The organism is Neobacillus sp. B4I6 (assembly GCF_050434045.1).
Lineage (GTDB): Bacteria > Bacillota > Bacilli > Bacillales > Cytobacillaceae > Neobacillus.
Genome location: NZ_JBNPWB010000002.1, coordinates 3123138 through 3145040 on the forward strand (window position 1 = coordinate 3123138; position 21903 = coordinate 3145040).

Genomic DNA, 21903 nt, shown 5'->3' on the forward strand with positions numbered 1-21903 from the left:
ATTTGCTCCCCTTTCGAACTCTTTCATCGCTTCATTTTTCTCTGATGGCAGGAAGGACAACCTTCACTGTTGTACCCTTACCTAATTCACTATCAATTGATATACCATAGGCATCACCAAAAGTCAGTTTAATTCTGGCTTGGACATTAAGCATCCCATACCCGAAATTCTCACTTCCCTTATATTGCTGAGATTGAGAAAATAACGTTCCCAATTTACTTCTTAGAGCTTCAAGCTTTTCAGGAGGAATTCCCTTCCCATCATCCATTACATGGAAAACTATATTTCTTTCATGTTCTTCTGCTTTTACGATAATATGACCAGGCCCTCTCCTTTCTTTAATTCCATGATATATGGCGTTTTCGACGATTGGCTGTAATACAAGCTTTAATACATTGATCTTTTCAACATTGGAAGCAATATTTAAGGTGTAATTTAATTTATCTTGATATCTGGCTTTTTGGATTTTCAAATAACTGTTAATATGTTCCATTTCTTCTTTTAGAGGAATTATATCGTTACCTTTACTTAACCCAATGCGGAAAAGTCTTGATAATGACTCTACCACCTCAGCAACATCTACAGCACCTTTTTTTCGGGCCAGCCAATGAATTGTGTCTAGCGTATTGTATAGGAAATGAGGTTTAATATGAGCCTGTAGACTTCGTAGTTCAGCATCACGTTTTTGACGCTCTTGCAGCTCATTTAGTGTTATAAGTTTATTTATTTGTACAAGCATCATATTAAAGCTGCGGCCAAGTAACCCGATTTCATCCATTCGTTCTCCTTTGTAACGGACAGACAAATCTCCAGATTCCGCTTTACGCATAAACGACATGAGTTGCCTGATTGGTCTTGATATAGAATAGGATATATAATAGGAGGCCCCAAGCCCAAACAAACAGACGAAGAAGACAAAACTAATCACATAAAAATGAATTTCCCTTACCTCTAATACTGATTCTTTTGTAGAAAATACACCTACAGTTGTCCAACCAGTAAAAGGAGACTTTCTATATATGAATTGAAGCTTATTGCCTTTGACTTGTTTAGAGAAATTCCCGGATTCATTCGAATGGAGCCACTCAATAGGAATCTCGTTAAGAAAGGGCTCGGATGGTGAGTAGATATTTTCGCCTTTATCGTCAATCACCATTAAATAACCTGTTTTACCTAAGCGAACATCTTTTGTCGCTTCCGATATCACTCTGAGCTTCATATCAATTAATATTACACCCTTCACTTGCTGGGTTTCAGGGTCTAAAATTGCTCGTACAACTGATACAACTTCGTCATCCTTGTAATGTATATGGCTAGTTATGTTTCTGCTGAATGGGTGCCCTAAGATTTTGAAAATCCCTTCACTTTTCACAGCAGCTTGATACCACGACTCTTCAGTGAGGCTTTTCATCGAGCGGGTATACATGTCGTTACTGATGTACTGACCATTGCTGTTTACCACAAGAATGCCTGCTACTTCTGGATACAATGTTGTAAGCCCTTGCAGAAATGTTCGTATCTCATAATCATCCTTTACCCCTTGGCTTTGCTGGCTTTTTTTCTCGTACAAAAATTGTTTAATTCCCGGGTTAAAAGCTATCAAATAACTCATATTTTGCATGTTACCGGCATAGAAATCCAGTGTTTTATTGACTTGACCAATTAACTGCAGTGTATTTTGGTTCACTTGTCTCTCTATAATGCGGTCTACTGTCCATCCTGTCAGAAACCCTAGACCAATAGATGGCAGAATACTGATTAACATTAAAAGAACAATTAACTTAAATCGGATTGGAAGGTTGCTTATTTTTAAAAAATTTTTTTTGTCCAATTTCTTCGAATCTCTCATTTTCTTGGCGGCTCACTTTGCATAGTAATTTTCTAAATTTTCTTTAGTAACAATAGAAATCCCTGTATCAACATATGAAGTCATTGAAGGTTTATCGGAAAATTCACTTTTTTTAATTGGAGAATTTTTATGTTGGAGATCAAATAAAAACAGTAAAGACCAAAAACCCATCCTCCAGGTACCTTGAGCCAAGGTTGCAGATATGGTACCATCTTTAATCAGATCCAGAGTTTGTTTATCTGTATCAAAACTTACTATTTTCACTTTTTGATTCTTCTTGAGGAGACTGACGGCTTCACCGACCCCAACCCCTCCATTGGCCTCAGTAGCAAAAATACCCTTCAAATCCGGATACTTCTTTAAGAGGTTCATTGCGACCTTGCTTGAAACAAGCTGATCCCCCTTTCCATCTTTTACTGCTATCACCTCTACCCCAGTGGTTTCTTTCTTAATTGTGTCTAAAAATCCTTTTGTTCTTTCCTGATGATTTAATTGATTGGGAGATGTAATGACAGCCACTTTTCCTTTTCTACCAATTAATTCAACTAACTTATGAGCAGCCGTTATACCAGCTTTATAATTATCGGTCCCCAAAAAAGAAGACACCTTGTCCGATGCAGCACCTGAATCGAATAAAACTACAGGAATACCCATCTCCCGCGCTTTTTCAAAAGTTTTAGCTAATGCGTCAGGGTCGATAGCGGATATCGCAATTCCCGCAGGCTTTTTGGCAATCACCTGTTCCATCACAGTAATTTGTTCATGTATATCATGCTGCGTTGCACCCCGGTATTCAACTGATACATTCAATTTCTGAGCTGCATCCTCAAACCCTTTTAAAGAGCTCTTCCAATAATCAATTCCTGACTGGAATGTAACCATTACGTACTTCTCACTAAATTCCTCCTGTCCTTCTCCTTGTGTTAGTTGGGATATATGCGACTCATTAATATGATAGTTATATAAGTAAAGAAAGTAGACGAAAAATAAGAAGGCATAGATTTGTAATAGCTTTTTCAATTATGAATCCCCTTTCAAAAAACTATCAACTTGTGTATTCTGTTTACTAAAATCACTAGTGTTATTTTTTATAAAAGCCCTTACATTTCAATGATTGGAAGATTCATTGAGCATGAGTTTCAAATATTGCATCATTTCTAATTCTTAGCTAATAGCTGCTTTTTTTTACTAACTTTGGATCAGAAAGTTCTTTATCTTTGCCATATCATACATTTTCCTGCGATAACTCTCAATACTTTTTTCTTAAAAATATGCTTTTCTCAAAAATCTTTAACCCTATTATCCTTGCATACATTTTGGCCTTATTAAAAAGAAGCTTTGTTAAATCCCCACTCAGGAAATAACAAAGCTTCTCAGGAACTAGTAGGAGTCAGGCTTATTTTTACTCTTGACAATCTGGTATAGTTCATTTCGATCAATGATGCTGCCTGTAAATTCATGCGTCAACTTTCCGTTCGAGTTAAAAATAAAGGTTTTGTTATCATGTATAACTTCTGCACCCTTTGCTTCAAAATGTTCACCAAGCGTGTTTGCCAAGTTTTGAATCTCATTCACATCTCCTGTCAGCATTTTTAAGTAGGACATATCGAAATTCATTTTCTTTGCGTGTTCCTTCATCGCTTCTGGTGTATCATTTTCAGGGTCAAGGGAAACGGAAACGAGTAACAGATTATCTGTATTGTTTCCCTTCGCTTTCAAATCCTTCTGCAAGTTGCTAAAGTTCCCCAACAATACCGGACATGCATTCGGGTCCACGCAATTCACATAAGTAAAGGTCATTACGACGGTTTTTCCGATTAGATCCTGTTTTGTGACTGGATTCCCATTCTCGTCGATTAACTTAAAATCTGGTAAGGTAACTTCCTGGGTCACTTTATGGGCATTCTCCAATATTTTTGCTTCGACAGAGAATTGCTTTTCGTCTTCAACCATTTCCCCGTCGTGTTCCACTTTAATTGAGGCTACCCAGTCACCGTTCATCGCTAAATTAGCAGTTCCTATATATTTGCCGTCGCTTATTTCTTCCACAGCGACAGGAGTTGTCCCGTGATCCATGTTTTTCATATTTAAATTGGCACTCACTTCGGCACCCTGAATCGGATTTCCCTTATTGTCGACTACGGTAAATTGCATCGCAAATATTTTTCCTGGGGTAAATGTTTTTGGCGTGGTAAGTTTCACAGTTAAATTATTGGATGCCCCACAGCCCGCGATAAATAGGATAATAAGACTCATTATAAAGACAGAAAATCGTTTCATCTTGCAAACCTCTCAGTCAGATAGATTTTAATATCTCAGCTTCCTTTCACTATATACTACAATCTTCATAAAAACTGTGAAGTTTTATACAGTTTCACTCAAAATGAAAAGGTAGTTACCTCCGCTTTTCGAATTACTCAAAGTTGGCGCATAAATGATTCATGCGCCTTTTTCAATCATCAATAGGCCTTGAGTTTATCTTTCTCATCAACCTGTAGTCTAGAAAGCATCGGTCTGTTGTTCTTCCACTCCACCTGAACAGGAAGATTGAAAAACGCCGTTAGTTTTTGACTAGATATCAATTCACTTGTCTTTCCATCTGCAAAAACTTGTCCCTCTTTTAGTAATAAGGTTTTAGTGAAAACTGGTAAAATCTCTTCGATATGATGTGTTACATAAATCAATGTCGGAGCACCGGGATTTTTTGCAATTTTTTCAATCGATTCTAACAGTTGTTCGCGTGCGATAAAATCCAATCCATTCGTAGGTTCATCGAGAATGAGCAAAGAAGGTTCAGCCATCAACGCACGAGCAATTAAGACACGCTGCTTTTCTCCTTGTGATAATTTTTCGTAATTTCGGTTCGCATACCTTATACAACCAAGTGTCTCCAATAGTTCAACAGCCTTTTTTCTCATTTCATCTGTCGGTGTTTCGTAAAGACCGATAGATGCAAAGGCACCGCTTAAGACAACCTCAAACGCATTATCCCCTGGATGAAATTTTTCCTGAAGGGATGAAGAGACAAATCCGATCTGTTTACGCAGTTTCTCACTTAGATAGGTTTTCCCAAATTCCATCCCCAGTACAGTTACTTTTCCTTTTGTCGGGAAATAATAGGCATTTATTAAATTTAATATGGCTGTCTTACCCGAGCCATTTAATCCAAATAAAACCCAGTTTTCTCCTCTATTAATCTTCCAATTTATATCTTGTATAATCCAATTTCCTTCTCGTAATAAAGAAACATTTTCAAGCTTTAAAACCATTATTAATACTCCTTTCTATCCATTCGTAGGTTGAATATAAAATTTTGGTAACCCTATTGTACCAAATTTTCAGAAAACAAAAAATAAGTCCCACCAAAATGAGGACTTAAAATAGGACTATGAATCTTTTAGATGTGTAATCCTTAAACAAGGACCTTTTTCAGTTTTTCCGTAAGTGCTGGTATCACTGTTTTGTAGTCAGCGATTACACCGAAATTGGCCCGTTTAAAAATGGGTGCTTCTGAATCTGTGTTGATCGCAACAACGGTCTTCGCACTGGTAATGCCTGCTAGATGCTGGCTGGCACCGGATATTCCGACCGCAATATAAAGGTCTGGAGCAACAACAGCCCCCGTTTGTCCTACCTGCAGGTTAGAAGGAACCCATCCAGCGTCACATGCTGCCCTTGAAGCACCGACTGTCCCGCCCAGTAGTTCTGCAAGGGACTGCAAATCTTGAAAGCCTTCAGGTCCGCCAAGACCTCGACCGCCGGAGACAATAATTGTAGCATCCTCAAGACGGATATCTGACAAGGCCGACTGAATCTTCACCACCAATTTGGTTAAAACAACTTCCTCTGGAACGGAGTAATCAACAGAAATGATTTCACCTATGCGCGTTAAATCAGGTACAGCTAGTTCCTGACTCTTTTGGCGAATGCCAACAACCACCTTAAGTCGTGTAGTTGAATACTCCCCATATGCTTTATCACCATAAATTGGGCGCACCCATGTCAGCTTTCCGCCTTCAGTTCTAAAATCAGTCACCTCTGTTATGGCAGATGCGCCATTGCGTGTGGCCAGTCGACCTGCTAGATCCTTTCCCATCCTATCAAAGGAAAGGAGTAATACATCAGCACCAGACTGTTGGAACACTGTAAAGAGGCTATCTACGTACAGTTCAACTTGATATTCAGAAAGTAGAGGATTATTAATGGTATATACTTTGCTTGCTCCAAAGGAAATTGCTTCCTTTGCACCAGCCGCAGTCGCGGGTCCAACCAAGACGGCTTCCACACTTCCGGCGGTAGCACTTGCCAAACGACTGCCGAATGCCAGTGCTTCCTTGGCACCCGAGCTTAGTGATTCTTCTTGCTGATTTGTAAAGATAAGGATATTGGACATATGTTTGCTACCTCCTATAAAATCTTCAGTGCCAAGAGCTTGTCAGTCAATTCAGCTGCGAGCTCTGAGCCATCGCTGCCAGAAAGGATTTCACAATTGACATCTCTGTTTAGGACGTAGGCCCGCTCCAATTTAACGCCCGGCTGACACCGCACATGATCTAAATCAATATCATCTGATTCAAATCGAGTAATTGGCTTGCTCCTCGCAAGTCGGATATCTTTAACCTTAGGGAGGCGAGGGACATTTGCCTCAGAACTGATAATTGTAAAAACAGCTGGAAACGGAACACTCGCCACAGTATAACCTCCTTCTGCTTCGCAAGTAGACTTCACACTATCTTCATCCAGTTCAAGTTCGGAGACAAGCGTCACACAAGGAATCCCAAGTTCTTCTGCCATGACCGGTCCCACAAGACCTTCCTCAATGTCACTTGCTTGATATCCGGTCAGCACAAGCTCCGCACCACCAAGGGTTTTGATAGTTTGCGCAAGGATATGTCCAACGGCCTGACCGTCGAGATTTTCCCACTCCGAATCCCAAATTCGTACGGCAGCATTAGCCGTGAATGCAAAGGCTCTGCGCAGTACCTCCTCCGATGATTCGTCACCCAGGCAGATGGCAGTCACCGTAGCACCCGGTGTTTTATCTCGAAGTTGAATAGCCAGTTCAAGCGCGTTCTCGGCAAAAGAGTCCAAAACCATGTCGGAATCTCCATTCACCGGACGATTGGTCTCTGGGTCAATTTGAAAATAACGCGGAGTAATTTCCGGATCAAGAACATGCTTTAGGCATACGACGATATGCATCTCTAGTTCACCTCTTGTCTTTTTATTTGGTTAACCTTTTACTTCTTCTCCTGCCCTTACTGCTAACCCTCGCTGGTTATTAGGATTTGGGTATGGGTCTAATCCGTACATTTCTCGTAATCTTGCAACCGCTTCTGCTGATGGTTTTGAATTGTAGTAGCCGCGCCGGGTCATATAAACTCCTGATACTCTTTTTAGGTCCGCTAGTGATTCGCACATCTTGATTCCGGCACCGAATGAGTCAACGACAGGAACGTCACCAACCCTTGAAATCCCGAAGGTTGCAAGGAAAACGTTCATCGGCCCCTCTCCTGGGACAATCACATCGGCTCCTTGAGAGATGGCAGTCTCGGCTGCTCTTCGAAATGCCGCAATAACTGGCTCAGGTTTATTGAAGCCTGCGAGCACATCATCAAAGCCTGACTCCAGCGGAACAATAGGTCCGAGCTTTTCGCCGAGGCCGTACCGGGCGGCGTTTTGTCTAAGTTCGTCTGCCAATGGGGTTAAAAAATTGACTACTCCGATACGGTCTCCAAGCATGGATGCCATATGGAAGGAGGCTTGCCCATAACCAACCACGGGTATATCAACGAGCGTGCGTGCCTCCAAAAGGCCTACGTCAGGAATGGTCCCAATAAACATCGCATCGTATCCTGCGGCTTCAGCCATTAATGCAGCACGAACGAACTGCTCCCGGTGCAGGTTCTGCAGGTAGGAATGAGTAATAAAATGCCCGGGGTAATGTGTGGGATATGTCTCTTCAGACATGCCATGTAGAACGACCTCCACGTCTGGTCGTGCAATCTTCCGCACATGGTTCATGATTGCATCTCGGTATTGAGGAACCCGGTCAATCGTGGTTAGGCTCTGATGCCAGATTTTCATAAAATTTACCTCCTTTTTGTGCTTTTTTCGAAAATATATATAAAAAGTTCGTTTTTGTTATTAGATTTGTTTCAAAAAAGTGTATCCATGTTTATTTTTGCGTAAGTTCATCGTTTGTTAGTGAAATTTAATAGTCTATGAGCGAATTCTCAAGCTAAATCAGCGAATTCTCCGGTTCTATCAGCGAATTTCACAGTTCTATCAGCGAATCCAATTTTATGAGCGAATTTAACCATTTTATGGGCGAATTCACCAATCTTATGAGCGAATTTTTTAGTTTTATGGGCGAATTCACCCATTCCATGAGCGAATCCTATTCTGAGCCTTTCCACACCCATGCAATTCAATTATTTTACTGTTACCTCTTTCAATGCCTCTTGGACTGCTATCCGTCCAAAGACCGCACATTTCCCTAAAGAACTACCGGTCATGTAACCTGCTCCGTGGAATCCACCAGTCACCTCACCAGCTGCAAACAATCCTGGAATGGGCTCACCGTAAGGATTCACCACTTGTGCCGCTGTGTTCACAGACAGCCCTGCATAAGTTGCCAGCATCGCGACTGTCGACTCAAATGCATAGAATGGTGCCTTCTCAATTGGTGTTGGTTTTCCATAGTTATGTGTTAATGACTTCCTGCCGAATGCAGGATCTTCTCCATCCTCAATTCCTTGATTGTATCTGGAGATCGTTTCTTCCAAAACTTCAAGTGGTACATCAATACAGTCAGCCAAATCCTCCAATGTGTCCGCTTGATATAGAAGCCTGCGCCGCTTCAGTAATTCCAAATCATAGAGAGGGTCATCGTGAACACTCTTGTCCATAACAGTTTGGTCCCAAACCTGGAAACTAACTTGATCAGGCTGCTCGAAAGCGGCCTTTCCTAATAGTTTATAAGAAATAGACTCGTTAACGAACCGTTTACCAAATTGGTTGACCATGATTGCACCCTTGTAGAAGGCTAACCCCTGAGACTTTACTGGTCCTGCAGCTGTAGGATGAAATCCATAGGTCCCATTCAGGTATGGTAAATCCTTTAACCAGGCCCCATTTTCACATGCCATCCGTATTCCATCCCCATGATTTCCACGGCCGCCAATCCTTAGTGCTCCCTTTAATTGGGGAGCAAACTGCCTTAAAAGATCCTCGCTTTTTGCAAACCCTCCTGATGCAATGATTACCCCTTTGGAGGCATGCACAAATTGCTCTACCCCTTCGGCCACATATAAAACACGATCAATCCGACCATCGTCATTTTTCAATAGTCTTCGTGCCGGAGCATTAAATCGAATGGTCACGTTTGACATCTGCTTAACCATTCGGTTTAGTGTCTGAATCGCTTGGTGTGGGTCAATAATATGACCGCGGGGAACACTGTGACCGCTAACAGCTTCGAGTGAGCGGAACTCAAAACCGTGCTCAATAAGCCAATTATATGTCTCTAATTGGTGCTGGCCATAGGTATCAACGAGTGCCTGTTCATTCACGCCGCCACCGACCTCAATCATGTCCTCCAATAAGGACTCGGTTGAATCGATGATACCTGCGTTCTCTTGCATATCTGTTCCGGCAAAGGCCATATACCCTGAGCTAAGAACCGTACTTCCGCCCAGTTCATCCTGTTTCTCAAGGAGCAGGACGTGTGCACCCGCTTCACCTGCATCAACAGCAGCACACATCCCCGCTAGTCCGCCGCCTAAAATAATCAAATCATAGGTTTCCATCCATCAACACCCTCTTACTCTAGGTTATTTAGCACTTCTAATGCTGCCTGGCAAACCTGCATATCGTGAGTATAATGTCCGCCACTAACCCCAACACCGCCAATCAGTTCGTTATTGATTTTGATTGGATAACCGCCGCCAAAAATAATCAGTCTTGGAGTGTGAACAATCCCATGCAGCAATGGTGGATCATCCTTCAGTCTGTCGTACCATTCGTGTGTAGCTCTATTATAGGTGGCAGCAGAAAATGCTTTATTTTGAGCAATTTCCAAACTTAATACTGGCGCACCGTCCATAGCAGCAAACGCTTTTAGGTTCCCCACTCGATCAACGATTGAGATGCTAAACGGTATACCTAGTTCTTTTCCCTTAACAAGTGCAGCCTCTAACATTTTATTAGCAAGTGCTAGACTGATATTTTTTGATTCAATAGCTGGAATTAATTTTTCCATTATGATTTCCCCTTTCAACTTTTAGAAATATTTATAAATTTACAGGTCGTCCGTAACCAAATGCTTCAATAGCGGTTGCAGTGACAGCGACACTTTTTGGTAAACATAAATCGACGATGACATTAGCAAGGTCACGTGGATGCAGCCAATTGTCTTTATTCACATCAAAATCATCCATCATCTTTGTATTTACTGGACCTGGACAGACCGCATTCACTCTAATTTTGTATGGCTTTAATTCTTCACCCAGTGCTTTGGAAAATCCGAGACATGCGTATTTGGAAGCAATGTAGGCACTTCTGTCGGGACCGCCTTTTGTTCCCCAAATCGACGATAGATTGATGATCACACCGTGTCTTTTCTCCATCATTTGCGGCACGACTGCCCGAGTACATAAATAGACTCCACGAATATTAACATCTTGTACAAAGTCCCATTCTTTAACCGTCATTTCATGGAACGGCTTAAGGAGCATGACACCCGCATTATTGATTAATATATCAATCGAACCCAAACTTTCTTGTGTTGTCTGGACTGCTTGATTTATATCCTCTTCTGAACGAACATCCCCGGTAAGGGCGATTGCTTCGCTCCCAACCACCTCAGAAATATAGGCAGCAGTTTCTTTGCTTTCAGATTCATTGTCGGAAAAAACAGCAACTTTAGCGCCTTGTTTCGCTAGGAGAATACAGGTCTCTCTGCCGATCCCTCTGCCTCCCCCTGTTACTAAGGCCACCTTGTCTTTTAATTCCAAAAAACCTCACCCTTTCTCAAGAAAACCATACTACTTAAACCTCTAGTTTCTTTGAATCAGTTACGTAAGCAACAGCATGACCACCGGCACGGCGGCCAAATACAAGACCCCTTAGCACAGATGTCCCGCCTGGATATTTCCCGTAATAAAGACCAGCCGTTTCACCGACTGCATATAAACCTGGAATCGGATCATGATCTTGAGACAGAACACGCCCATTCGTATCGGTAGCTAATCCACCGTTGGTGAAAACATTGGAGCAGATAATTGGATAGGCGATAAACGGAGCCTTATTAATCGGAATCGCCCAATTGGACTTTGGCGGCGTAATTCCAATCGCCTGTTTTCCATCTTTTTTATCCCAATGAAATTCACCCGGTTGAACAGCAGCGTTATAGGATTCAACCGTAGCCGTTAATTGGCCGACAGGCACGCCAATCTTCTCCGCCAGTTCTTCGATCGTATCAGCAACAATGGCCGGTTTATCGGTTTCCACAGCTCGTTCATAGTTTGGAATTTCATACATCTTTTGATCGCCGATCATATAGGCAATATGACCAGGAAGATCGTGGAATATTGTCCGTGCAACCTCTTCATATTGCTCATCGACTGTTGTTTTCCCCTCATCAACGAAACGATTTCCATTCTGATCGACTAGAATAAAGTAAGGGTATGTCATTACAGCAGCCTCTTCCCGTTTACTTCTTGGGTCGACCGGTTCAGCATGGAAAGAATCAAATTGACCAGCCGTTTTTGCCCCTAGCTCCATTGCCATCCGGATTCCTTCACCTTTGTTATACAATCCACCCTCGGCTACTGTCCGAACTTTATGAGCATCTCTGCCAACATATTGTGCCATCATCTCCTGATTTCCCTGAAATCCACCTGACGCTAACACAACAGCTCCCACTTTTAATTGAAGTGAGGTTCCACCTTTGACACGCACCATTAGTCCATTCACTACGCCCTCGTCATCAAGATGTAATTTCCAAGCAGTTGCCTCGTAAATAATCTCTACGCCAAGTCCACCTGCACGGCGGGATAGTGTGTCAACGATGGCACGACCGCCGCCTACTGGAAGCAAACGTGGCCTTGATGCGGTCAAAAACATTGTTGGCAGATAGTCAAACTCAACCCCTTTTTCCTGGACCCAGCGAAGTGTGCTGCCAGCATCTTTGGCGAGAGTTTCTATGTACTCCCGATCGGAATAGTTGTCTGAAAAAGCCAGCATGTCTTCTACGAAGTTATCAGCAACTTCATCGAGATTTTTCATCCGCATATAGGAAGCAGTCCAACGAGAATTTCCACCCCTATGGTCATAATCAGCTCGTTCTAGAATAGCTATTTTTAAGTTCTTATTTTCCTTTTTAGCCGTTTCAGCGGCAGATAATGCGGCTGAGGTCCCGGCAACTCCACATCCAATGACTACGATGTCGTAATCTACTTCTCTCCTCACAACTAAGTCCTCCTTTAAAGTTCTTAATTTATTAAAAAAGTAAAATCACTTTTTAATTAATGTCTGATTTTCTCCATACTTGTTTTCCCACTCTTTAATCTGATTGAGTTTAAAGAGTGATTGTCGCTCTTCCCACGTACAAATTAACTCGTGAACATTTTCATGTGAACCTTCGGCTTTTAATATTCTTAACGACTCTGTGATTCCTTTGATGGCAGAGCGGAGGACAGTATTTGCACAAAGCATGATTTTAAAACCAATCTCTTCGGCCTCTTTCAAAGAAATAAGCGGGGTTTTACCGCCTTCTACCAGATTTATTACCTGTGGGATCCCTTTTAATGAGCCGGTAATTTGCTTTAATTGTTCAAGGGTTGTCGGCGCTTCAACAAAAATAATGTCGGCTCCAGCTTCCGCATAGGCATTTGCCCTGCCCAATGCATCTTCCATGCCATTTACGGCTAATGCATCCGTACGGGCGATGATTGCTAGATTTTCATCTCTCCTAGTGTCAACAGCAGCTTTGATTTTCCCGACCATTTCTTCTTTTGAAATAACATCTTTCCCATTGAAGTGGCCGCATTTCTTAGGTGAAACCTGGTCTTCCATTTGAATCGCTGCTACACCTGCTCTCTCAAACTCTCTTACAGTACGGATAACATTAATCGCATTACCAAAGCCTGTATCGGTATCGACGACAATCGGAATCGTCGTCACATCCGTCATCCTTGCTACAATGTCAACCACTTCTTTTAAGGAAGTCAGGCCTACATCCGCCCACCCTAATTGAGCATTGGATATTCCAGCACCAGTGGCGTATATCGCTTGAAAGCCGATTTCTTCTATTAATCTAGCAGACATTGCATCATAAGCACCTGGTAAGATAAATGAACCAGGTTGGTGTAATAGTTTTTGGAACTCTTTCGTTTTATTCACTTTTTATAGCCCCCCTTTTTTAAAATTATCTTTTATTAAAACTTCTGGTTATCCGATTTGAACAACTCCTTGAATCCACCCATGCTCTTGATAAGAATTTTTCACTTTTCCGAGGATTTGTTCGTGCCAAATGATAGAAAGAACACCATTATTATTGGCGGCTAACTCTGAAAAAGATTTTAGCGGAATCAATTCTTTTTCTTTTGTAACAATCATTTCTAGCACTTGTGATTGATTTGCTCCTCTTACCGTTACTACATACTTTCCCGGAGCAGGCAATGTATAATGAGGCCTTACACTTAGTGAAGTACCGTCCCATTCACATGCCACTTCATAGAGACGTCCTAAAAATGCTGATAGATCCTCAATATTTCCACTTGCCAATTTTTCTCGAATGCAGGTTGAACTAATTTTCTCCCCCTGGTATTCCACTTTATCTACCTTCGTCACTTCGAGGATCCCGCCTGAATCACTTATCAAGCGGTCCATATTTCCAACTCCACGAAAACCATAGGTATAATCAAAGCCGGCAACTGCATGGACGACACCAAGATCAACTAAATACTTAGCTGCAAACTTTTCCGGGGAAAGCGACGCAAATTCTCTATCGAATTCAACGATATAAAATATGTCGACCCCCAGTTCACAGAATATTTTTTCCTTATCAGAAAGCGGCATCAGATAATCAACATGTGTCTTTCCATTGGATAAAACTGTTTTCGGATGTGGAAAGAAACTCATCACAGATAGTGAAAGATTCCTTTCTTTTGCTTTCTGAAAAGCTGTTTTAATCACTTCACGGTGTCCATTATGAATACCATCAAAAAATCCTAGGGCCATGACGCTGAGGCTTGCTTTTTGCTGATAGTCCGCTAGATTTTCCGGGTTCAAATAAATCGTTTCCATGCAGTTCCCTCCTAATCATTTAACCTAAGCCTCAATCATTATTAAATATTTTTCGTATTGCTTGAATGACCACATAATTCTCGGCCAAAGTTTTCTTTGGATGTAATTGGCGAAACTGTTCTGTGGGTGTATAAGGCAGCAAAGTCACGTCCGATTCTTTGCATCGGGTTCCCATTGCCCACATAGGCCGACCCCGTTGCAAGGATTAAGATATCGATGGCTTCCTTACAAGACTGCACCGCATAGCCGATATTGGCCAATGCTTTGACTCTTTCAAATTTACTCATGTACTCCCCACTTACAGCGCAAGCATCAAGGCGGTCAGCGACTTGATAAAAGTGCATGGCAGCGGTTTCAATTTTTAGCGATGCTTCTGCAGCTTGATGATGAGTGGTAACAGCATCACTTAGGTATTCAACCCCCAAATTCGCCGCTCTTCGATTTGGCAATTTTTCCATGAATAATTCTAAAGCAGCCTTCGCCATTCCTAAGCCCGGAACACCGATTGACATCGCCAGCGCAGGGAATAGTGCTGTATTATAGAGTGGAATATCTCGAAAATGATCAGATTGAAACTTTCCAGCAATGGCATCTGTAAAGGATACAACCCGGTGATCTGGAACAAAAACATCTTTCATATTTATACTGTTACTTCCTGTGCCGCAAAGTCCCATTACATGCCAATCGTCCGTAATTTCCACTTGGCTCATTGGTAAAGTAATCAAGCCTTGATCAACGACGTTTCCATCCTCATCGACAATTGGCATTCCGAAGTATCCCCATGTCGCATGAAGGGAACCAGAGCAAAACGGCCAATAACCTTCTTCAATGATGTAACCGCCTTCAACTTTTTTCACCTGAATCTTTCTTGGTTCAAATACACCTGAAAAAACAATATCATCACCAGATCCGTAAATTTCCTGATGCGTCATTTCAGAAAAGGATTCCGATATCATCAATTCCCGAATACAACATAGGGCAACAATCCAGCCAGTTGAACCGCAGCCACGGGAGATTTCCGTCACAATATCCGTATACGTTCTCATGTTTGTTTGGTAGCCGCCAAATTGTTTTGAACGAAGGATATAGAAAAGGCCGGACTCTTTTAAATCGTTAATTGTGGCATCTGGAATTCTCCGAATTTCCTCTGTCTCTTTTGCCCGTTCACGTAATCTTGGTACAAACGATCGTGCCTTATCTATCAGTTCAGTCTGTACATCCAAAATAGTACTCGTCATCATTGCATCTCTTCCTTTCCAATTTAATTTGGTCATCTATTTTAGTTATTTTTTAAGTGTAGTTTGTTTCATAAGGTAATTTTAGAAAATTCAGCAACTTCAATCTAGAGTAAAAATCGTTTGAGTTAACGTAGTTTTTAGATAATTTTTATTGGTTTTTATGTAAAGAGGTATTTAATTTACACATTTAATAACTTTTTTACATTTTAAATCCATAAAAAAGCACCTAAAAAGAGTTTTAGGTACTTTTTTATGATGTTGTTACCTTATTACCCATTAATCGAAGCATCAAAGCCAAATTGTGTCTTTCCAAACGCTTCAACCGAGTCTTCATAAAGATTGGATCGATGGGTGCATACTGCCAAAAGATCGCGTACGAATATTTCAATTGGATCTCCTTTAAACATGGAAAATCCGCCAAGTGTCAATAAAACCTTTACCGCAATATCCGTTACGTTCTTTGTGATTTTTGCCCTTATCGCAGCGAATTCACCACGCTTATCTTCTTTTCCCATTTCATAGTTTTCCAATAAAGAAATATATTTGTCTAGTAGACCTTCTGATTCATAATATTTTATTGTTAATTCAGCCAATACTCCCTGATGACGGGAATCCTTAGCGGAGTTTCCTCCCATTCGTACCCGCTTTTCCGTACGGTTCTTATATTCCTGCAGTAGGCGCTCAGCACCACCCAATGCAACCATTGGGAATCCGACACAAAAGGATGAGTAAAATGGAACATCATAAAGAGGATAGTCTTTATCATAACCCTGTGGCGGTCTGCCAGTACGATCGGCAACCGTAAGCCGTATTAGATGGTGCTTTGGAACATAGACATTATCGACAATGACCTGGTTGCTTCCCGTACCTCTTAGTCCTAACGTATCCCAATTTTCTACTATTTCCACATCAGATATCGGTATATTTAGCATGCATAGTTCAGTCTCTTCACTGTCACCCAGTTTCATTTTCACTGCAAGAGCCACCCAGTCACTATATAAGATTCCGCTTACAAAACTATACTTACCTGTAATCCGAAAACCGTCCCCATCCTTTTCCACTTTCCCTATAGGAGCAAAAATATCGGCAATTAATCCTCCTTGATTTATCACTTCTTCTGCTCCCTCTTTCGTCATAAATGCTACTAAACTATTATGAATGGAATATAGAAAGGTTAACCAAGCAGCAGAAGTATTATATTTTCCAACCGTTCGAATAATCTGGGAATATTCTCTTAAATCTACTTGTGGCTCACCATATTTTTTTGGCAGTAACAACTTAGATAATCGTGCCTCTTTTATCGCATCAATGACATTTTTTGAAACTGTTTTGTTTTGGTCTGCTTCTAGTGCTTCCGATTCGGCAATTTTCCCAACCTTTTCTGCCCCTTTTAATAACAGGTTCAAATCAGCCTTGTTTTCATCCAATACTTTGCTAACCATATTTTGCACCCCTTTTTCATTTTATCAACACGTTTATTTTAATGACTATAAATTGATCTACCTAAATAGTAAAAAATCCTAGTTTTTCAATTTTTTATATATTTTTATATCTCCCCTATTTATACCTTCAAAACATCTCCTCTTTTTCTTTCACTTGGGAAATAAAGCGTGAGGCATTTTCACCGGCAATTTTGCCAAAAACCGACCCTGCCATTAATCCAGCACCACCAGGGTAGTTAAAGTAGAATAGGCCGCCTACCAGTTCCCCAGCAGCATATAACCCTGGAATCGATTGTGATACTACGTCTTGAACTTCCGTATTGGTGTTTATTTTCAAGCCGCCAAAAGTAAAGGTAATCCCGCACGTAACGGCATATGCTTCAAATGGACCTTGATCCAGGGTATTTGCCCAATTGGATTTTCTTACCACTATCCCATCTGTACAACGGCCATCCTTAATATTGGGGTTGAATGGTATATCTTTACGGACAGCCTCATTGTATTCCTCTATCGTCTTTAAAAAACCTTCCTGATCCACACCGTCAAGCTTATCAGCCAATTCTTCTAAGGTATTCGCTTTCACCTTTGTTACCTTTCTTCCCCGATATTCGTCGCGTAGAAGCCCGGCTACTTTAGCATCGAATATCTGCCATGCAAATTGTCCTGGCTGCTTGAGGATCAATTTCCCATATCTCGCATAGGTATAATTGCGAAAGTCAGCCCCTTCGTCGACAAACCGTTTTCCTTCGGCGTTTACTAGAACTCCAAACGGATAGCTGAGTTTTTGGAACCCTTCTGTAAATTCAGGTAAATAACGATCTCCGCCAACTGAATGACAGCCTGACCAGTTTCCAGCTGCAAGAGCTCCAATATTTAGCGCCATTTGAATGCCCTCGCCGGTATTAAAACGGCTCCCTCTTGCTTTAGCTAAATCCCAATTGGGACCTAAGTATCGAGTTCTCATTTCCGGGTTGGCATGAAAACCCCCAGATGCTAAGATAACCGCTTTCGCATGGACTTCTGTTGTTTGTCCATTATGCTTAAAAACGACCCCATGCACCCCATCATCATCGTGAATGAGTTCGGTCGCCATCGCATTAAATAATACTTGAACACCTAAATGTTCAGCTTCCTCGTGTAGTGCACCGACTAACCCTGGACCTCCACCAACAGATTCAACAATCATTCCGCCCCAAAATTTAAAGATACCATCCACTTTAAAGGCTTGGCGACCGTAAATCGGCACCCACCTGACTTTATGGGACTGCATCCATTTCATCGTTTCAAAGCTTTTACTTGTTAAGAGGGAAGCAAGCTCTGGGTCGGTACGATATTCCGTTATACGGCACATATCATCAAAAAATTCTTCTTCCGTATAGGAACCAAAATCTGTCATGTCTATATCTTCCTGTGTAAGGTCAGGCATAATTTGCTTTAACTCATTGACATCCTTGTAGGCAAAACGAATAGAGCCATGGGTAAAGGTGCTATTGCCCCCTTTTTCAACCTCTGGAGCTTTTTCAAGCACAATGACATTGACACCATTTTCCCGTGCAGCTATTGCAGCACACATTGCGGCATTCCCTGCCCCTACTACAACAATATCAGTTTCATAGATTTTGTTTTCCTTCATAAGACTGTCCCTCGCTTTCAAAAAAGCTGACTCAAGCTATTTCCTGAGTCAGCTTATACATCACGCTTCGATCGTTGGTTTATTCAGTTCCTTATCGCTTACGGTTTCTCCCCAATAGGTGTTAGCAATCGAGTGCTCTTCCTCCGTCCACTCGACCGGTTCCCAGTCTGGTTCAAAAATTAAATAGGATCCACTAAATAATTCCACACGGCAGCCGCTGCCAGGGTCACATACATAGAGATAAAACGCTTGAGATACCCCATGTTTACCAGGACCAATGAATTTAATGCCTTCTTCTGCAAGAATATCAGCAGCCCTTAGGATATCTTGGGCATTATCGTGCCAATAGGAAATGTGATGAAGCTGGTTCGGTGTTTCTGCTTGCGGTCTTGAAATAACTGCAATATCGTGCACTAAAGGAGTAACACTCATCCAGCCTGCGACAGTTGTTGTTTTATGGTATTTCACATATTCACGTAGCTTAAACCCTAATTGGCTGCCTAAGTAATCGAGTATTTCACCGACATCCATGGAAGTAGCAATATTTACATGGTCAAATCGCCTTGGGGAGCAGCCGCGCGCCCATGCTTTGTACGTTTGATTTTTTAAGACAGAACGTCTTTTTTCATCTACTTTAGGTTTTTCTACATCATAGTAAATTTCAAAAGAATGCTGGCTTGGCAGTTTAAAGCGTATCGCCCTTCCTTGTCCGGCTTCTTCGCCCGCTTCAATCCAGTTAACCTCTGTTCCGGCTTTTTCAAGCAGCTGGGCAAATCCTTCCACATCTTCCGGTCGTTTCGTTCTCCATCCAATATGATCAACGTACCCTTTCTCTCCTGCAGTTAATGAGAGGGAATGATGTTCAAAGTCGCCCCATGCACGTAAGTAATAGGTTCCGTTTTTTTCTTCTGTTACTTCTAATCCAATGACATCCCTGAAAAACCATAATGATTTTTCCAAATCCGGTGTGACGAGTGCTACATGTCCTAACTTTGCAATCTCTGGTAAAGTCATCTTTATACCTCCGCTCCTAATGTTTTTTAGATTGTGCTAGAGAAATAGTTTTGAATTAAATTATTAAAACTTTCTTGGTTCTCTATTTGCGTCCAGTGGCCGCATTGACCGTATACATGCAATTGAACATTCTGGAGATGTGAGAGTAGGTAATAGCTAGATTCAACTGAGCAAACCATGTCATCACGTCCATGAACAAGTAAGATTGGGTTTTGGATCCGTTTAAGTGCTGTTACTGGCACAGGGACAGCTGCTGTTGCAAAGATGGATTCGTTGGAAAGATGTATTTCCGGACGCATCGCTGTCTCATATCGAGTAGCAGCAAGTGAGTCAATTTCTGGGGCAAGTTTTTCCACATCATACACGAACCAGCCCATAATTTGACGCATTTTCTTTTCGGATGGATTGTCATAGAAGCCCTTTGCCCGAGCTAGTTCAGAACTTAGCTTTGTATTCGGTGTCCCTCCAGGTCCCATTAAGACAACCCGGCCAAAACGTTCAGGATATTCTAGTAATAGTTCCAATGCAATGGAACAGCCTAACGAATTCCCAACCACGTGAGCCTTTTGTATCCCGTAGCGATCCAGCAGTTCAATCAGCTGATTTACCCAAAGGTCCATCCATCCCTGTCTGTTCTTTGGAGTTGACTCAGGATGTCCACTCTGTCCGAAGCCAAGCAGGTCTGGAGCAATACAGTCATATGTTTCACCGCATGCATTTAATGCGTATCGCCAGTTAGCCCATGCGAAAACACCTGGTCCTGAGCCATGTAAGAATAATATAGTTTCAGAATTCCCCTCACCCGAGCGATTTACAAATGTTTCAAAGTTATCCGTTTTAACTAATTGTTGAGTAATGTTTGCCATTATGAAATTCTCCTCCTTCTGTAAAAAAACAATCATGGGAACATCCAATAGAATGTAACCCTTTTCATCTTTTTATATTTTAACCCTATCTAAATTTTAGAAAATTCAATAATTTTAATCTAGAGAAAAAATCATCTAACTTCCTACTATTTTTAGATAGTTTTTATTGGTTTTTTAATTATATTTCTACCACTATTTTGTCTTCCATTTCATTCTGATCTTTCTTCGCTAATTTAAGTGTTGTGAGTGTGATTAAACTGATAAGCAGGAATCCAGCTATGATAAACATCGCTTGATTAAAATTGAAAACACCCATTATATATGGACCAACGAAACCGCCTAATGAGGAAAGAGTGCTTACTAAAGCAATGCCAACAGGTGCAGTAGATTCTGAGAAGAAGAAAGTGATATATGCATAAAAAGTACCTGATATACCATATAAGCCAGCGGAAGTAATGGAGAGCATTAAAACCATAAGTGGAACGCTTGATACAAATGCACAGCCAATGAATCCAACCATGGCAATAAACACACTTGCTCCTAAATGCAATTTGTGTGAGTTCGTTCGATCTGCATTCCATCCTGTAAAAAGAATCGACGGAATCGCAACAATCGATGGAATCATCGCTAACCAGCCAATTTGTAAGTTCGTCGTTGAAGATGAAGACAAAGATTTAATAATGGTTGGCATCCAATAGGAAAGTGCATTTACTGCGATAAAACCAGCGATATTAAATAAAGCTAATTTCCACAATTTTGACTCTTTCAACATGCCGAGGTGGGAGGTTTTATTTAACTTGGCACTTAATTTTCGTTCCTTGGCTAATTCTCCCTCAATCCAGGTTTTTTCTTCTGCCGTTAACCATTTTGCGTTAGCAGGTTTATTGGTCAAATAAAACATAACGACAATACCTAAAAGAACAGCTGGTATGCCTTCTAAGATAAACATCCATCTCCAACCCGCTAAACCACTCCATGTGATTGTATCCATAATCCATGTAGACAACGGAGCACCGATCAACGCACTTAATGGCAAGGCAACAAAAAAGAGCGCTGTTGCTTTCCCGCGTTCACGTGCCCTGAACCAATAAGTTAAATATAGTATGATCCCTGGGACAAATCCCGCTTCAGCTGCACCCAGTAAAAAGCGTAAAATATATAAGTGGGTTGCTGATTGGATAAAGCCTTGTAACACAACGACAATTCCCCAAGTAATCATAATACGGGCAATCCACAACCGTGCCCCCACCTTATTCAAAATCATATTACTAGGAACTTCAAAGAGGAAATAACTGATAAAAAATAGACCAGACAACAAGCCAAATACTTCAGCTGTTAATGACAAATCCGCATTCATCTGTAAGGCTGCATAACCCATATTGACTCGGTCTAGGAAGGCAACCACATACAAAAGCAAAATAAATGGTAAAATTCTCTTCATTGTCTTCTTCACCGTGCTTTTTTCAATTAGATTAATAGACTGTCCTTGAGTCAAATAAATTCCTCCCTATAAATAGCTTGTATTTGAAAGTGCTTACATTTTTACATT

The 21903-nt window shown here is 41.3% G+C and carries 19 protein-coding genes; all 19 read right to left on the reverse strand.

The window, feature by feature from the left end; all coding sequences use genetic code 11:
- Positions 1-31: 31 nt before the first annotated feature.
- The 19 genes from QF028_RS17520 to QF028_RS17610 all read right to left on the reverse strand — a co-directional run bounded on the left by QF028_RS17520 (position 32) and on the right by QF028_RS17610 (position 21849).
- Positions 32-1849: a cache domain-containing sensor histidine kinase gene (locus QF028_RS17520; protein ID WP_429467309.1), complete on the reverse strand. Its 1818-nt coding sequence runs from the start codon at positions 1847-1849 to the stop codon at positions 32-34.
- Between the two features lie 12 nt (positions 1850-1861).
- Complete coding sequence (locus QF028_RS17525; protein ID WP_429467312.1) at positions 1862-2869, reverse strand: substrate-binding domain-containing protein; 1008 nt, start codon at positions 2867-2869, stop codon at positions 1862-1864.
- 360 nt (positions 2870-3229) lie between these two features.
- Positions 3230-4129 (reverse strand): SCO family protein, encoded by a 900-nt coding sequence (locus QF028_RS17530; RefSeq protein ID WP_429467314.1) that lies wholly within the window; start codon positions 4127-4129, stop codon positions 3230-3232.
- 179 nt (positions 4130-4308) lie between these two features.
- On the reverse strand, positions 4309-5118 hold the full coding sequence (locus QF028_RS17535; protein WP_410883729.1) for an ABC transporter ATP-binding protein: 810 nt from the start codon (positions 5116-5118) through the stop codon (positions 4309-4311).
- 143 nt (positions 5119-5261) lie between these two features.
- Positions 5262-6242 carry an electron transfer flavoprotein subunit alpha/FixB family protein gene (locus QF028_RS17540; protein WP_429467316.1) on the reverse strand — a complete coding sequence of 327 codons (981 nt, stop codon included), beginning with the start codon at positions 6240-6242 and terminating at the stop codon, positions 5262-5264.
- Positions 6243-6256: 14 nt separating this feature from the next.
- Complete coding sequence (locus QF028_RS17545; RefSeq protein ID WP_429467319.1) at positions 6257-7051, reverse strand: electron transfer flavoprotein subunit beta/FixA family protein; 795 nt, start codon at positions 7049-7051, stop codon at positions 6257-6259.
- A gap of 30 nt (positions 7052-7081) precedes the next feature.
- Entirely contained in the window at positions 7082-7936 is an 855-nt protein-coding gene (locus QF028_RS17550) for an aspartate/glutamate racemase family protein (protein WP_429467321.1), read from the reverse strand.
- Between the two features lie 347 nt (positions 7937-8283).
- Positions 8284-9660 (reverse strand): FAD-dependent oxidoreductase, encoded by a 1377-nt coding sequence (locus QF028_RS17555; protein WP_429467323.1) that lies wholly within the window; start codon positions 9658-9660, stop codon positions 8284-8286.
- A 14-nt stretch (positions 9661-9674) separates the two neighbouring features.
- Complete coding sequence (locus tag QF028_RS17560; RefSeq protein WP_215000475.1) at positions 9675-10112, reverse strand: GlcG/HbpS family heme-binding protein; 438 nt, start codon at positions 10110-10112, stop codon at positions 9675-9677.
- 31 nt (positions 10113-10143) lie between these two features.
- Positions 10144-10866: an SDR family NAD(P)-dependent oxidoreductase gene (locus tag QF028_RS17565; protein ID WP_429467325.1), complete on the reverse strand. Its 723-nt coding sequence runs from the start codon at positions 10864-10866 to the stop codon at positions 10144-10146.
- 34 nt (positions 10867-10900) lie between these two features.
- Positions 10901-12322 carry an FAD-binding protein gene (locus QF028_RS17570; RefSeq protein WP_429467327.1) on the reverse strand — a complete coding sequence of 474 codons (1422 nt, stop codon included), beginning with the start codon at positions 12320-12322 and terminating at the stop codon, positions 10901-10903.
- A gap of 45 nt (positions 12323-12367) precedes the next feature.
- A complete protein-coding gene (locus QF028_RS17575) occupies positions 12368-13255 on the reverse strand; it encodes an isocitrate lyase/PEP mutase family protein (protein WP_429467330.1) in 888 nt (295 codons plus the stop codon).
- Positions 13256-13303: 48 nt separating this feature from the next.
- Positions 13304-14161, reverse strand: a complete 858-nt coding sequence (locus tag QF028_RS17580) for an adenylyltransferase/cytidyltransferase family protein (protein ID WP_429467333.1) — start codon at positions 14159-14161, stop codon at positions 13304-13306.
- 41 nt (positions 14162-14202) lie between these two features.
- Positions 14203-15402: an acyl-CoA dehydrogenase family protein gene (locus tag QF028_RS17585; protein ID WP_429467335.1), complete on the reverse strand. Its 1200-nt coding sequence runs from the start codon at positions 15400-15402 to the stop codon at positions 14203-14205.
- A 266-nt stretch (positions 15403-15668) separates the two neighbouring features.
- The gene (locus QF028_RS17590; protein WP_429467338.1) at positions 15669-16841 is read right to left on the reverse strand and encodes an acyl-CoA dehydrogenase; all 1173 of its coding nucleotides are present in this window, start codon (positions 16839-16841) and stop codon (positions 15669-15671) included.
- Between the two features lie 127 nt (positions 16842-16968).
- Positions 16969-18474: an FAD-dependent tricarballylate dehydrogenase TcuA gene (tcuA, locus tag QF028_RS17595; RefSeq protein ID WP_429467341.1), complete on the reverse strand. Its 1506-nt coding sequence runs from the start codon at positions 18472-18474 to the stop codon at positions 16969-16971.
- Between the two features lie 60 nt (positions 18475-18534).
- The gene (locus QF028_RS17600; RefSeq protein ID WP_429467343.1) at positions 18535-19488 is read right to left on the reverse strand and encodes a VOC family protein; all 954 of its coding nucleotides are present in this window, start codon (positions 19486-19488) and stop codon (positions 18535-18537) included.
- 26 nt (positions 19489-19514) lie between these two features.
- Positions 19515-20354 carry an alpha/beta fold hydrolase gene (locus tag QF028_RS17605; protein ID WP_429467345.1) on the reverse strand — a complete coding sequence of 280 codons (840 nt, stop codon included), beginning with the start codon at positions 20352-20354 and terminating at the stop codon, positions 19515-19517.
- A 178-nt stretch (positions 20355-20532) separates the two neighbouring features.
- Positions 20533-21849, reverse strand: a complete 1317-nt coding sequence (locus tag QF028_RS17610) for an MFS transporter (protein WP_429467348.1) — start codon at positions 21847-21849, stop codon at positions 20533-20535.
- Between the last annotated feature and the right edge of the window lie 54 nt (positions 21850-21903).